18 protein-coding genes are annotated in these 13746 nt (G+C 61.4%); 3 read left to right on the top strand and 15 right to left on the bottom strand.

Features of this window, described 5'->3' with window-relative positions:
- Window positions 1-41: 41 nt before the first annotated feature.
- The 9 genes from ABRA89_RS09695 to ABRA89_RS09655 form a co-directional block, all read right to left on the bottom strand.
- A complete protein-coding gene (locus ABRA89_RS09695; protein WP_349941266.1) occupies window positions 42-431 on the bottom strand; it encodes a TadE/TadG family type IV pilus assembly protein in 390 nt (129 codons plus the stop codon).
- Complete coding sequence (locus ABRA89_RS09690; RefSeq protein WP_349941265.1) at window positions 428-883, bottom strand: TadE/TadG family type IV pilus assembly protein; 456 nt, start codon at window positions 881-883, stop codon at window positions 428-430. Before ABRA89_RS09690 ends, ABRA89_RS09695 begins: the two co-directional genes overlap by 4 nt.
- Before the next feature lie 75 nt (window positions 884-958).
- Window positions 959-2248: an AAA family ATPase gene (locus ABRA89_RS09685; protein ID WP_349941264.1), complete on the bottom strand. Its 1290-nt coding sequence runs from the start codon at window positions 2246-2248 to the stop codon at window positions 959-961.
- Window positions 2249-2251: 3 nt separating this feature from the next.
- Window positions 2252-3091, bottom strand: a complete 840-nt coding sequence (cpaB, locus tag ABRA89_RS09680; protein ID WP_349941263.1) for a Flp pilus assembly protein CpaB — start codon at window positions 3089-3091, stop codon at window positions 2252-2254.
- Window positions 3092-3234: 143 nt separating this feature from the next.
- A complete protein-coding gene (locus ABRA89_RS09675; RefSeq protein WP_349941262.1) occupies window positions 3235-3516 on the bottom strand; it encodes a hypothetical protein in 282 nt (93 codons plus the stop codon).
- Window positions 3497-5011 (bottom strand): type II and III secretion system protein family protein, encoded by a 1515-nt coding sequence (locus ABRA89_RS09670; protein WP_349941261.1) that lies wholly within the window; start codon window positions 5009-5011, stop codon window positions 3497-3499. Before ABRA89_RS09670 ends, ABRA89_RS09675 begins: the two co-directional genes overlap by 20 nt.
- A gap of 121 nt (window positions 5012-5132) precedes the next feature.
- Window positions 5133-5888, bottom strand: coding sequence for a hypothetical protein (locus ABRA89_RS09665; RefSeq protein WP_349941260.1), 756 nt, complete (start codon window positions 5886-5888; stop codon window positions 5133-5135).
- Entirely contained in the window at window positions 5888-6382 is a 495-nt protein-coding gene (locus ABRA89_RS09660; protein ID WP_349941259.1) for a hypothetical protein, read from the bottom strand. The genes ABRA89_RS09665 and ABRA89_RS09660 overlap by 1 nt, the downstream gene beginning before the upstream one ends.
- Window positions 6383-6812: 430 nt before the next feature.
- Window positions 6813-7751: a DMT family transporter gene (locus ABRA89_RS09655; RefSeq protein WP_349941258.1), complete on the bottom strand. Its 939-nt coding sequence runs from the start codon at window positions 7749-7751 to the stop codon at window positions 6813-6815.
- A 69-nt stretch (window positions 7752-7820) separates the two neighbouring features.
- Between ABRA89_RS09655 and ABRA89_RS09650 the strand changes: the two genes are divergently transcribed.
- Both ABRA89_RS09650 and ABRA89_RS09645 read left to right on the top strand, forming a co-directional pair.
- Window positions 7821-8723 (top strand): LysR family transcriptional regulator, encoded by a 903-nt coding sequence (locus ABRA89_RS09650; protein ID WP_349941257.1) that lies wholly within the window; start codon window positions 7821-7823, stop codon window positions 8721-8723.
- A gap of 137 nt (window positions 8724-8860) precedes the next feature.
- Window positions 8861-9250: a GFA family protein gene (locus tag ABRA89_RS09645; protein WP_349941256.1), complete on the top strand. Its 390-nt coding sequence runs from the start codon at window positions 8861-8863 to the stop codon at window positions 9248-9250.
- Between the two features lie 104 nt (window positions 9251-9354).
- Here ABRA89_RS09645 and rplT read toward each other — a convergent pair whose 3' ends face one another.
- From rplT to ABRA89_RS09615, 6 genes are all read right to left on the bottom strand, one after another.
- Complete coding sequence (rplT, locus tag ABRA89_RS09640) at window positions 9355-9777, bottom strand: 50S ribosomal protein L20 (protein ID WP_349941255.1); 423 nt, start codon at window positions 9775-9777, stop codon at window positions 9355-9357.
- 44 nt (window positions 9778-9821) lie between these two features.
- Window positions 9822-10022, bottom strand: coding sequence for a 50S ribosomal protein L35 (gene rpmI / locus ABRA89_RS09635; protein ID WP_007068519.1), 201 nt, complete (start codon window positions 10020-10022; stop codon window positions 9822-9824).
- Between the two features lie 190 nt (window positions 10023-10212).
- Window positions 10213-10683: a DUF192 domain-containing protein gene (locus ABRA89_RS09630; protein ID WP_349941254.1), complete on the bottom strand. Its 471-nt coding sequence runs from the start codon at window positions 10681-10683 to the stop codon at window positions 10213-10215.
- Between the two features lie 159 nt (window positions 10684-10842).
- Complete coding sequence (locus tag ABRA89_RS09625) at window positions 10843-11418, bottom strand: cold-shock protein (RefSeq protein ID WP_349941253.1); 576 nt, start codon at window positions 11416-11418, stop codon at window positions 10843-10845.
- A gap of 390 nt (window positions 11419-11808) precedes the next feature.
- A complete protein-coding gene (locus ABRA89_RS09620; RefSeq protein WP_349941252.1) occupies window positions 11809-12168 on the bottom strand; it encodes a hypothetical protein in 360 nt (119 codons plus the stop codon).
- 96 nt (window positions 12169-12264) lie between these two features.
- Window positions 12265-12783: a hypothetical protein gene (locus ABRA89_RS09615; protein ID WP_349941251.1), complete on the bottom strand. Its 519-nt coding sequence runs from the start codon at window positions 12781-12783 to the stop codon at window positions 12265-12267.
- A gap of 230 nt (window positions 12784-13013) precedes the next feature.
- On the opposite strand from ABRA89_RS09615, the gene ABRA89_RS09610 reads away from it, so the two are divergent.
- Window positions 13014-13454, top strand: a complete 441-nt coding sequence (locus tag ABRA89_RS09610) for a VOC family protein (protein ID WP_349941250.1) — start codon at window positions 13014-13016, stop codon at window positions 13452-13454.
- Window positions 13455-13746 lie beyond the last annotated feature (292 nt).

Below are 13746 nucleotides of genomic sequence, written 5' to 3'. Positions count from 1 at the left end.
AGTGCCTGAAAACAGGATGAATATCCCGTTTCTTCGACGTTTTACTCTGTTGGAACGCGCCGCGTCACACTCAGGGTTATTGGCTTGGAGGAGACCGCCGAGATCACGAAGTCGAAGGGATAGCTGAGGGTCATCTCGCGGAAGGTGACGCCACCCGAGACCTCGCTCGCATAGGCTATGGTGAGGCGATCCGGATCGCCTCCGACGAAGGCATTTCGGATCTTTGCCGAAAGCGCGTCTTCGGTGATCGCATTGTCCGTGAGGATCGCCCGGCTTGCGAGCCCGGCCGCATAACTCAGATTGTTGTTCGTCTGAAGAGCGCGCGCGAATTCGAAGGTCCCCAGAAACAAAAGTAGCATCGGGAACAAGATGAGCGCGAATTCGATCGCGGTCGCGCCTTTCTCATCAGAACCGAAACACCTGAGCCTCATCGCACCTGCACCTGAATGACCGAATTTACCTCGAAATAGCGAAGCAGGATCTCGTCGTAGGGTTTCGTCGCGACCGCGCGATAAAAGGCAGAGGTTGGCTGCGAACCGGCACAGGTGGTGCCTGCGGCGACGGAGACGTCCGGCGATTCCGGACAGGCAAAGAAACGGGTGACCGCGAGCGAGATCTGGTCGACCGTCGCCTCCTGCGGTGCAGCGACGACCGTATATTCCGAGGCTGCGGTCGCTGCGATCGAGTCGTAGACCGCCTGTGTGCCGGGATCGGTCATCGCGATATGCGCGCCGGACCGCATGATCTGATCGACCGCGAGCTTTTCGTTGAGGACCAAGCCTGCGTCGACCATCGCAAGAAACGCGAAGACGAAGAACGGCGAGACGAGCGCGAACTCGACGGCTGCGACGCCATCGGTCTCCCGCAGTAAAGGCGGCAGCATATTCCTCCACGCCGCGGCGCAGTTTCGGCAAAGTGCGAGGGGAGAGCTCCCACGGATCGGATCGCCGCGCGCCATCTATCCGGCGCGCTTGAAGAGGCGTGTCAAAGGCGAGGAGGCGGCCTTCTTCGCCTTGACCGCGCTGCCATTCGCAAGGCGGTCGGCGAAATCTGCGATCAGGCGGGCGCTTGGCACCTTGCGACCCGTCTCGGCGAGCATCTGGCCATTGTTGGCGGCGCGTCCGAAGAGAACGCCGTCATAGGCGAGTTCCATCTCCGCCTTGCAGCCCACCGCCCGAGTGAAGTCGTCGATCTTGATCTCCGGGCGCTTCGGCAAGCCGATCTGGTTGAGGACGAGGCGCGTCGGCCGATCGTTGGGACGCGAGTTCGAGAGATATTCCGAAACCTTCTTGAAATTGCGCATATTGGCGAGGTCAGGCGCCGCCGTGACGACGATCTCGTCACTTTCCAAGAGGAGTTCGCGCACCCAGGGTGCCCAGGTGTGCGGCAGGTCGAGAACGACGATCTGGGCCGCCTTGCGGGCAGTGCCGATCAGATGCTCCAGCCGCTCGCCGGCTAGATCGAAGTCGCCATCCATCGTCAGCGGCGGGGCGAGGATGCCGAGACGTTCGCCCTTTTTGGCGACCATGCGTTCGAGCCGCGCCTCGTCGAGCTTGGCCGCCTCGGCGAGCGCATCGGCAACGCCGGCAGGCGGGGACAGGTTGAAGTCGAGACCCGAAGTTCCGAAAGACAGGTCCATATCGACGAGGAGAACGTCTTTCTGCTGGTCGGTCGCGAGCGACCAGGCCGTGTTATGGGCAAGCGTTGAGGAGCCGACTCCGCCGCGCGCGCCGAAGAAGGCAAATACCTTTCCAAGCGCATGCCTGGTCTCGCTGCGATAGAGGCGGCCGATCGCCGACAGAAGGCTGATGCTGTCGAGCGGATGTGCTACATATTCGCCAACGCCGAAATCGATCAGGTCGCGATAAAGCTTGATGTCGTTGCGTTGACCGACGACGATGACCTTGGTGCTCTGGAGACATTCCTCCGAAAGGGCGCTGAGCCCTTCGAACAGTAGCGCCTCGTCCGCCGGCGCCTCGACGACGATCAGATTGGGCGTACGGTTCGTCTTATAATGGGCGATCGCGGTTGCCATCGCGCCGTCATGGATCTCCAGCCGCGCCCGCCGCATGCGCCGATCCGCCTTGAGGGCGTGGCCGGCCTCGGTCAGCGCCGCGCTTTCGGAAAAGACGGCGATGTCGATCCGGGGCGTCAGGATGGGCGCGATATCGGGTCCCGGGCCTTCGCCAGTCCCTTCGGATGCGTCCATCGAAGCAACTCGGCCCGTTTCGAGGTCGTCTTCGAGCATCGATCAGTTCATCCTGTGCGCGGAGACGCGGGTATGGCGGTTCACCTCGACGGTCTCGGTTTTACCGTTCCTGCTCACCGTCACCATCAGCTTCGGCGGCGTCCTGGTTTTCAGCTTCGGTGCTTCCTCGGGCAGTTCGAGCGGCGTTTCGGCAGCCGCATCGGCAATGGAGCGCAGCGCCAGGGTGAGCGTGCCGGTCGCTTGGGCGGCCGTGATCGTGCGCACCTGGCCGAGATCGAGTTCCAGTGTCGCGGTCTGGCCGAGAACCGTCGTCTGCTTGCCGTCGTCTTCGCCCATCTGGCTCTGGTCGACAGCGAGCACCCGGACATTTCCGAGGATGACGCGACTGGTCGTCGTCGAACCCTCGTCCTGCGATCGCGTCGTCGTGTGGACGACGTCCACGCGATCATTCGGCAAGACGAAGCCGCCGGCGCTGCTTTCGGCGGAGACCTTGACCGCCACGGCCCGCTTGCCCGCAGGCAGAAGCGCGGACATGTAGCCGCTGCTCTTCGGCGCAAGCTTTGCTTCCATGATCGGGTCGCTTTCGAGAAGCGGCTTGCGAACGAGCGATCCCTCAAGTTCGCCGAGCGCGTTCGGACTGGCGGTACGTGTGATGAAGCCCGTCTTGACGCTGGCCTCCGGCCAAGGCTGCCAGCGCAGGGTTTCCGGCGACAGCCGACTGCCCTCCGGCATGTCGGCAGCCGCGACGAGAACATCCGTCGTCGCGATTGGCGCCTCGACGAAGGACTCGGTCATCTCGGGCTGGCGACCACCGTCGACGGTCAGCCAGGCGGCGGCACCTCCCGAGGAGACGGCCGCAGCCAGAATGAGATAACGAAGCATGGCCTCCACCTTCTCCACGATCGTCTCGCAGAGCGTGCACGAGACCTTGAACTGGAAAGTCTATCGGCCGCTTCTTGCAGGCGGGTTAATGCGAAATCGCCTTCGAAATCTGGAGCTTGTGGCTTCGAAATGGCTGGGGACAATCAGCCCTCAGGAAGAGGTGATGTCGCAATCGGCGCTGTCGGCGCGATCGGTCCCGCACGGTGTTTCCGAACCGCCTCCGCCGCGCTCTTTCCGTCCGTCCAAATGCCGGTCGCGGCGCCATATTGCGGATAAGGATCGGCGCGATGGATCGCGAGATTATGCTGCATCGCGTAGCCGGCGCCGGCATAGATGCCGTCGCCTGTGTTGAAGTAGTCCGCGGTGCAGCCTGTGACCGCGAGCATCGGGGCGATGAGGAGAAGCCTAGCGATAGGTCCCGGCATTCACGGCCCCTTCCTGAAAATCGATGAAGTGGCCAAAGGGTCCGGCAACGCCGTCGCCCCGCTGGATCGAGCCGATAATCGTCTTGTCCACCTCCAGAAGACCCAGGCCGAAGAGTTCGAAATCCGTCGAGGGACGCGTCATGTCGAGTGGGGAGGCGAGCCGCTGGCCGGCGGCAGCGGGGCGCACGATGCGCGGCGTCACGACGATTACAAGATCCGTCTCCTGCTTCTGGAAGCTCACCGAGCGGAACAGGGAACCGAGGATCGGCACATTGCCGATCCAGGGCAATTGCTCGACGGTCCGCGAGTTCACCGTCTGCAAGAGCCCGGCAAGCGCGAAGCTCTGGCCGTCCCTCAGTTCGACAACCGTCTGGGCTTTGCGCGAGGTGAAGCCTGGATTGCCATTGACGGTGACGGCCGGATCGATCTCACTGACCTCCGTCGTCACCCTCAGATTGACCAGTCCGTGGTCGAGAACTGTCGGCAGGAATTCGAGCCGAACGCCATAGGGGCGGTAGTCGGTCTGCGTTGCCGCAGCCCCGCTGGTGCCGGTGACGGCAGCCTGGATCGGAACCTCACCGCCGGCGTGGAAGCTCGCCTTCTCGCCGCTGACGGTGGTGAGGTTCGGCTGGGCAAGCCGCCGGGCAAGGCCCTTCTTTTCCAGCGCATTGATGACCGCGTCCACCCGCACGCCGGCGCTTTCCAATACCTGAGCGACCATGGAGCCGAAGGGCGTGCCTTGGGAATTCCGGCCAGCATTGTCCGTGAGATAAGCCTGCGGCTGGCTGTTCTCGTTGGCGTTGAGCGTAAGGCGCGAACCCGCGACACTGAGGCTCGTTCCGCCCTGCGCGCGAAAATTGATGCCGAGATCGCGGCCCGCCGTGCGCCTGGCTTCCAGAACTCGAACTTCGAGAGAGACCTGCTGGGCATCGCTGACGGAGATGGCGTTGATCACCGGCTCGGCAGAATATTGCTGCGCGACCTCGATGACGCGGACCACGTCCGGGGCGCTCTTCACCGTGCCGCTCAGATGAATGCGGTTGTTGAAGTTCGTGACGCGCACATTGCCGCCGGGCACCGCCGCCTTTACCGCGCTAGCGACGTCGCCAAGATCGAGCTGGACGCGCGTGTCGACGACACCGAGCAGACGGTCGCCGCTGTCGTAGATCGAGATATTCGTCGTGCCCTGGCCAATCGCTTGAATGTAGAAGGTCCGATCGGACAGCGGTACGACATCGGCGATCGCGACGTCGCCGACGACGAGATTGGCGAAGGGCTGGCTCGTTGCGATCGTCATCGTCGAACCGGGCCGCACGACGATGTTGGAGACATTGCCGCTGCCGATGGTGACCGATCTCTGCTGCGCCTGCGCCGCACCGGTGATCGTACCGGTAAGGATGAGGGCGCAGATGAGATATCGCCGGACCGCCGGCAACATTGCCGGCAGACCTGCCATCAATCGTTTCGCCATCGCCGGGATGGGAAGCGCAGCCATTCAGCCAACCTTCGTTTCTTGGCGCGGGCGAAGTGTTTCGCACCGCGCGGGATCGGTTCCATTGAAGCCCTGATCTTCACTGGCTTTGGTTAACCGATGATCAATTTTTGGAATTTCGAATTCAATCGATCCGCCGATAAGCGACGGAACCGTCAGGCATTTCGCGCCGCTCGAACTTAGAAGCCGCCTGCTGGACTTGACCGGGCGAGCGTGTCGGCGCGGGGACGCTGGTGGTCTCGCTCTCAGAGGCTGGCAGCACGGCCGAGACCGTTTTCGGACCGCTCCGGCGCTCGCCCGGCGTGGAAATCGACGCGGTTTGCAGGTCGGAAATCGACATCATCATTTCCGACAGTCGGTCCTCGACATGCACGTCGCTTTCACGGATCGCGCCGACGGTATCGTCGATGCTGTCACGCAGGCTACCGAGGCCGCTTAGAAGTTCGTACTGCTTGGCGTCGGACTGGTCCATGCGCAGCTGGATGAGACCGTCGGTCCGGGAGGACGTGTGGATGATCTCCCTGCTCAGCCGCTGCTCGGCGCCTTCCATCCTGCCGAGCTTTTCGTTCATGGCGTCGAGCGTCTGCCAGGGCTGGTAGCTCGCCGCAAGGATCGCGCCGATCGATACCGTTGCCGTGAGGCATGCGACATTGAGACACAGAACGATATACGGCCATTTCCAAGGCCGATCGCCATCCTTTGCTCCGCTGCCAGCGGTCGCGGCCGGCTTCTCCCATGCGATCCGGGGCCGTGTCGCGGCAGAAGCGGATTTGACGGTGATCTGAGGCTCGGCCTTCGCATCCGCACGCGCATCGGCGAGCGAGAAGAGCTTGGCCGTCGGTCGAGGTGTTTCGGTTTCGCCCGCGCGGATCGCCGACATCACCGCTTGTCCTTCGACTTCGCGCCTGCTCGAAGGAGCTCGAGGTTGTTGGCGATCCGCTGATTGCCGGGTGCGAGCTGCTTGGCCTGCGCCAGATAGGCATAGGCGCGCTTCACATTGCCGCGCAGAAGATGGGAATAGCCGAGATTGTTGTAGACGGTCGGATCGCCCGGCTTCAGCTTGGCAAGCTTGCCGTAGGCGTCGTCGGACGCTGAGAATCGCTCGAGCCTGTCGGCCGAGGCCGCAAAGCCGAGCCATGCGTCGCTGTCGCTCGGATCGGCGTCGAGGATCTCTTTGAAGATGTCATAGGCCGCATTGTAGTTCTCGGCCCGAAACTGCGTCTTCGCCTCGACCTTGCGCGCCTGCGATCCCTCTGAAGCGCCGGACGGATAACCGAAAAGCCCTACCGAACTGCCGGAATCGAGGCTGGCTGACTGGCATCCGGCCAGCGCCAATAATCCTGCAAGGTAGATGGATGCGATTGGTCTGATCATCGGTACTCGATACTCGCAAACGATGCATTCGGACGGACGTTCGTTCACGCAGTCGAAAAACGCCCAACCTCAATCGTGCAAATTATCGGTGCCTTATTAATGGGCGATTGATGCTGCCAAGAATGTGCGAGTAATAGATTCGCAGTCGGCAGGCCATTGAGATAAGCGCACCGGCGATCCCTTGAGCCGACTCCCACTCCGTCAATTCGCTTGGATTGCGAGCGCATTCACGGCGATGCTCCAGCCGAGCGGTATCATCCGGGGGCATTCCGATTCTCCTTCGTCTCGACGACGGAGGTGAATCATAATCCGATAGCGTCGCTCAGTTTCCTCTCCCTCAGGCTCGAAGAATTGAGCGGCGAGATGGAGTGGGACGGACAATGCTACTTTGGGAACTGCCATAGTCCTGGGATTTTCCCGACCCACTGTTTCAACCGCCCCTATTGCTTCTCGGTTTACGGCTCGTCGCTATCGCGGCGGCTGCAATGAGGCCGAGTCCCAAACCTTCCTGCACGCTTGGGACATCGGCGAAGAAGACGAGACCCCACAGGGCGGCGAAACCAAGGTAGGAGGTGTCGAACACGCCGATGGTTGGCGTCGGAGCCAGGCGATAGGCGAGGGCGACAAGCGTCGTAATGATGGTGAGAAGGCCGCCTAGCAGGACAATGAGTGCCCAGTCGTTCAAGGTAAGCGTCGGCCAGATGCGGAGGACGAAGCTGCGATCGTCGAGCGGACCGAAAAGTGTGAGGGCGGCGAGACCAGTTCCGGCGACGGCGCACAGGCAGAGATTGAGATTCAAGGCCATGGTGCCCGCGGTATCTCGCTGGCAGCGGCTCCGGGTGATGATCCCCGCGAGCGCGTAGAAACCGGCGGCCGCGAGCGGGAGCAGGAGTGTGGGGGAGAAGTTGTCCGGTCGCGGATCGACCGCCAGAACGACTCCCGCGACGGAAAGGCCGATCGCCGTCCAGTCCCTAACGCTCATCGACGTTTCGAGGAAGAAGCGGCTCATAAGCGCCATCCAGACCGGCGACGTGTAGTAGCAGGCGGCCGCGAGCGCGAAGGAAATGGACGGCAGGGCGGCATAGTAGCAAAGCCACATGGCCGCGAGAGACAGGCTGCGGAGCCAGACCCATCGACTACACCTTAGCCTCAGCGCGGCTTGGCCGCGAAAGACGACCAGCCCGGCCGCGAGGAGGACGAGTGCCACGAGAGATCGAAGGAAGACAAGCTGGGCAAGCCCGAAGCCGTCGCCTGCGAACTTCACCAGTGCATCCGAGAAGGAAAGAAGAAAGACAGCCGCACTGATTGCAGCGATGCCGCGTGCCGTGTCGCCGCCGCGGCTGGTGAATTTGTCGATTATCCATGCCATCTTCTTTTGAAAGCAGTCACGCGAGTGCTCATAAAATGAGAAATTCGCGAAAATGCATGAGGATCAGGAATGGATCGACGGGCGTTGCCACCGCTGTCCCGATTGCCTGCCTTCGAGGCTGCGATGCGCCACGAGAGTTTCACGGCCGCGGCGGAAGAACTCGGCCTGACCCAGACGGCCGTCAGCAAGCAGATCGCCGCGCTCGAAGACCATCTCGGTGTGAAACTCTTCGAGCGGCGAAACAGGGCGGTCTTTCCGACGGAAGCAGGGCGTGAATTCGGGCGGGTCGTCAGCGCGGCGCTGTCCGAGATATCTACGGAGGCGATTCGATTATCCGGCGGATTACAGCGGGGCGGCCTCGTCTTGCATTGCCAGCTTTGCGAGGCCTTCTATTGGCTGATGCCGCGGCTTTCGCGCTTTCACGAGCGTCATCCGGGGCTGGAGGTGCGTGTCGTCAGCTCTCTGGCGCCGCTCACCGCATCCCCCGAGCCGTTCGATGTCGCGATCCAGACGAGCGGTCGGGCTTCCGGGGCGGGGCGGCTCGTCTTTACAGCGTCGGATGAAGTCTTTCCCGTCGCCGCGCCGCAGCTTATCGCGCAAGCCGAATTGCCTCTCTCGCCACGTGATCTTGCAGCCTATCCGAGGCTGTCGCATCGGGTCGTGCCGCAGGATTGGATGGATTGGCCGGACTGGTATGCCGCTATCGGATGGACGTATCCTTCTGCAACAGAGACCATCGCCTTCGACAGCTTTCCTCTCGTTCTCCAGGCGGCGGTGTCGGGGCAGGGAATTGGGCTCGGGTGGAAGCGGACGGTGGCCGGCTTGATCACAGAAGGTAAACTCGTCCAGGTCTCGGCCGAGTCGGTGTTCCGCCCGACGGAGATATCCGTCTTTCGCGGTACGCGACGCAGTCACCACAGGGAGACGGATGCGCTCATCCAATGGCTTCGCGAGGAGTTCGAGGTCCGATGAAGGACGCATGGTACGCGATTTGCCGGGCTACCCGATTGCGTAGGCGTCGGGTGGGATTCGCCCTCCGGCCGTTTTGTTGACGATGGTTTAGCGGACCTGGCCTTGGTGAGATTCGAACGCGTAAGGGAGACACAGCCATGGATAGAGTGAGCGGCGGCTGTCTCTGCGGATCGGTTCGGCTCGTGGCAGTCGGTAAGCCCTACCGTGTCGGACTGTGCCATTGCTTCGACTGCCGCAAGCATCACGGCGCTCTGTTTCATGCGTCGGCGATCTTCTCAGAGAGTGCGGTGACCATTGAAGGCAATCCGGACAGCTATGAGGGACGGTACTTCTGTCCGCGCTGTGGCTCGTCCGTCTTTTCGCGAACTGGCGACGAGATCGAGATCAATCTCGGCTCGCTCGATGCGCCGGACCAGATGACGCCGACATATGAACTCTGGACCAGCCGTCGCGAAACTTGGCTGCCGGACTTTCCAGGCATGGCGCGATACGAGCGGGATCGGGATGAGAGCGTCCGGACCGAGTAGGCGGCGATTGCCGTGCCGCTCTCTCGTGCCTGAATGATATGCAAAAAAGCCCGCGACGCGAACCACGGGCTTTTTGAAATTCCGATAGCGGAAGATTGCGCTTCTTAAGCGGCCTTCTTCTCGCCGACAGCGCGCTCGTAGGCGTTCGGGAACTGGCCGTCGCCCTTGAGGTAATCGAGGGCGGTCTTGGCTTGATCGCAGAGAGCTGCGAAAGCTTCCGGCTCGTGGATCGCGATGTCCGAGAGAACCTTGCGGTCGACTTCGATGCCGGCCTTGTTGAGGCCGTCGATGAAGCGGCCATAGGTCAGGCCATGCTCGCGGACCGCGGCGTTGATGCGCTGAATCCAGAGTGCGCGGAAGTTGCGCTTCTTAACGCGGCGGTCGCGCGTCGCGTACTGCTTGGACCGGTCGACAGCGGCCTTTGCGGCGCGGATGGTGTTCTTGCGGCGGCCGTAGAAGCCCTTCGCTGCCTTCAGAACCTTCTTATGCTTGGCATGGGCCGTTACGCCCCGTTTTACGCGTGCCATGATCTAATCTCCTTGAATTCTTTCGTGATGCCGAAAAAGCCGCTTCAGCGGTCGTAGGGCATGTAAAGCTTGACGATACGCTCGTCGGGCTTCGACAGAAGCTTCGAGCCGCGCGCGTCGCGAATGAAGTCGTTAGAGCGTTTGATCATGCCATGGCGCTTGCCGGCATGACCGGCCTTGACGCGGCCGGTGGCGGTCATGGAAAAGCGCTTCTTGGCGCTCGACTTGGTCTTCATCTTGGGCATTTTGCTCTCCTTGGCTTAAGGTTCGCTTCGCGCCAAAGGAGACCGTCGGTCCGGCTTTCCGAGAAGGAAAACCACCCGCGATCCCGTCAAAAGCGCCGCGAAAGCATCGAGAGCCGCCACGGCATGCCCTGCCGGACGGCTCGATCAACGGATGCCTGATAACGCCTGAAAGCCGCTATTGCAAGGGCGATCAGCTATCGCTTTCAGCCGGCGGGATCGATTCGTGCTCGACCTTGTCACCGGGTTCGACGCCAAGGCGTTTGGCCGCGCCGCCGTTCAACTCCAGCACGTATCGTACGGGGCCGCCGGACGGAATGACGTCGAGCGAGAGCGGCTTTGTATTGCGTGCGATAGAGAGGATCGTGCCGTCCTCCTCGATGAACAGCATGTCGAGCGGGATGAGCGTGTTCTTCATCCACATCGAGACCTCGCGGGTCATGCCGAACTCGAAGAGCATGCCGGCATCCTCGGCCATTTCCTCACGGAACATCAGGCCGGTGCGGCGTTCTTCCTCGGTGTCCGCGATCTCGGCGTCGATGACATGGGTGGCTTCCTCGGTGACGAGCCGCACTTCATCGGCCGTAGCCGTCCTGGGGCCGAGAAAGGCGAAACCTGCGAGCAAAAGCGAAGCGGCTACGATGATCCGGACTGGCATGCGCATGGGGTAGGGCGTCCTTTGAGCGAAGCACCCGGCCAGAAAATCGCCGAATGCGATCGGCGGGAGCATGACAAGGACATGGCAGGGTCGAAGAGCTACATCAAGATGGGCAGGCAATACCGCGTCGCTTCAGCCGGATGGAAAGCGAAGCAGGAGGAGCTGTCAGTGCGAAGCCGGGCTCGCATCGACCGGATGCACCTCCGCCGCCATCTTTCCCTTATGGCCGATGCCGTAGCGAACCTTCACCTCCTGACCGAGCCGCAGTTCCGCCATGCCGAAACGCCGCAGCGTTTCCATGTGAATGAAGATGTCCTCGTCCTCTTCGCCGGTCGTCAGGAAGCCGTAACCCTTGGTCCGGTTGAACCATTTCACGGTCGCGGTGACGAGGTCGCTCGACGGTGTGACCTGGTTATGGGTCCGGGCCGGCGGCATCTGTGAGGGATGGACGCTGGTGGAGGTATCCATGGAGAGAATGCGGAAAGCGCTGAGGCCTCGATCGCCGCGCTGGACCTCGCAGACCACCCGGGCGCCTTCTAGCGCCGTCGTGAATCCGTCGCGGCGAAGGCATGTCACGTGGATGAGGACATCCTCGCTCTCGTCATCCGGCACGATGAAGCCAAAACCCTTGGCGACGTCGAACCACTTGATATGACCAGACACGACACCGACGCCGATATTCGCCGTCGTCTCGACTTCCTCGTCGTGAATGTTCAGACCAGTGGACGTCCGCTCCGCCATTCGGATGATCCGCCTTTACGCAACCGAATTGGCTCGACTTTAGCATTAATTGGTCACAACGGCGCAAGGGGCAGAGGTTATTCGAATGCGAATTGCCCCCATCTTTACGCAAGGTTCGCTCGAAACCGTCATGCAAGCGTGTCTTCTGCGCCGCATGTTTTCGCCGGGGTGGCCGATCTCATCAGTAATACGGCCGAAGATTTTGATGGTTGCTTCTTGCGGGTGGCCCGGTCAGCAAAAGCCGTTGATCTCAAATCGGAAAGAGTAATTAGCCGCCTGTCGAAAATGACGGGCGTTCAAAAGAGCCGCTGGGGGAACCGATGCCGACAAGAGCCGGTTGGAGGGAGGGCACGACGAATTTTCCCTGGGAGGAAAGATCATGAAACGTCTTCATATTCTCGCGTCTGCACTGACGCTCTCTGCTGCGACGATCACCGCAAGCGGCGCGATTGCCGCATGTTCGGACGAACTCGCGCAGCTGAAGGAAGAGGTCGGCTCGATGGCCAATACCGGCTCGGCGACCATGAACACCGATACGAGCGCTTCGACCTCCGGCTCGAGCGACATGGCTGCTTCCGGCTCCAGTTCGATGGACAGCTCTTCGAGTTCTGACATGTCTTCCGATAGCTCGAGCTCGGCATCGTCTGGTTCCACTCCCGGTGAGACAGACCAGACTGCCGTCAGCACCGACGATCCGACCTTCACGGCATCCGGCGATGTCGAAGGCCAGAGCGATACGGAAGATTCCACCGGCGCTCTTTCCGGTGTCGCGCCAACTCCCGCGCTGACGGACGAGGCGTCGGGCAATGACGACGCGTCCGAACAGGCCGCTGCCGACGAGGCCGGTCAAAGAGAAGAAGGCGCTTCTTCGGGTGGCAGTGACATGGCCGCGTCCGGCAGCGCGTCTTCCTCGTCCGGATCCTCGATGAGCTCTGATTCCGGTTCATCGGACATGGCAACGTCCGATAGCTCTTCGATGGATACCGCTTCGTCCGATACGGCATCGAGCGGTTCTACCTCGATTAACGGCGCGACAGGTTCTTCTGCTTCGACGGACGGTTCGTCGTCGAGCATGGACAGCTCGGCTTCGACCGATATGGCCGCCTCGGATAGCGCTTCTTCGACGGACTCTTCGATGAGCGCGGACTCCAGTTCGTCTGATATGGCAGCCGGCTCCAGCGACATGGCGTCGTCCGACTCGTCGTCGAGCATGGACAGCTCGGCTTCGACCGATATGGCCGCTTCGGATAGCGCTTCTTCGACGGACTCTTCGATGAGCACGGACTCCGGTTCGTCGGATATGGCAGCCGGCTCCAGCGACATGACGTCGTCCGGCTCGTCGTCGATGGGAGAAGGATCCGACATGGCTGGTGACCAGCAGATGGTCTCGGCTCATCTCGCCGCAGCACAGATGGCGCTCGACGAGGGCAATGAAGAAGCCTGCATGGCCGCCGTCGAGCAGGCACGTGAGTCGATGATGTAATTTCCTCGTTGCGCCCTCTGGGCATTCGAGGTTGAAAGACCAAGCTTAAGGGGTCCGAAAGGGCCCCTTTCGTTTTGGGTCTACCGAAAATGCGAAAATCGGAGAAACCGTCATGCGTTATCTGCACACAATGGTCCGTGTCAGCGATCTCGACCAGTCGCTCGACTTTTATTGTAACAAGCTGGGGCTCGTCGAAACAAACCGGAAGGAAAGCGAGGAAGGGCGCTTTACGCTCGTATTCCTCGCCGCGCCTGACGACATGCCCCAGGCGAAGGATACCAAGGCTCCGCTGATGGAGCTGACCTATAACTGGGATCCGGAGAACTACACGGGCGGGCGCAATTTCGGCCATCTCGCCTTCGCCGTCGATGATATTTACGATATCTGCCAGAAGCTGATGGACAACGGTATCACCATCAATCGGCCCCCGCGCGACGGGCATATGGCTTTCGTCAAATCGCCGGACGGCATCTCCTTCGAGCTTCTGCAGAAGGGCGACGCGCTGCAACCCAAGGAACCCTGGGCGTCCATGGGCAATACCGGTTCCTGGTGATCGCGGCGGTCAAAGGGCGGGCGAGTCCACAAACCCGCCTCATTCTCCAATCATGAAGATTTCGTCATCATGGGACGAAGCGGGGCCGAAAAATTCCGGCCTCGTTTGACTCTTCGCCGGGACTCGCGTTGACTGTTCGCGGTCCGGCAATGGACTTGAAATACAATCCGCATTGCGAGTTGTATTTGAACGGAGCGGTTTTGCCTCTTGGGAAAGGCGCTCCCGAAGCGGTGGCAGATATGCCCCGCGCAATCGATCCGGTTTGGTCATGGGGATGATCGGGGCGGTTTCG

The sequence above is a fragment of the Fulvimarina thalattae genome (genome assembly GCF_040239565.1).
Classification (GTDB): domain Bacteria; phylum Pseudomonadota; class Alphaproteobacteria; order Rhizobiales; family Rhizobiaceae; genus Fulvimarina.
The sequence above is the reverse complement of the archived record's forward strand: the minus strand, read 5'-3'. Positions and strand labels throughout refer to the sequence as shown.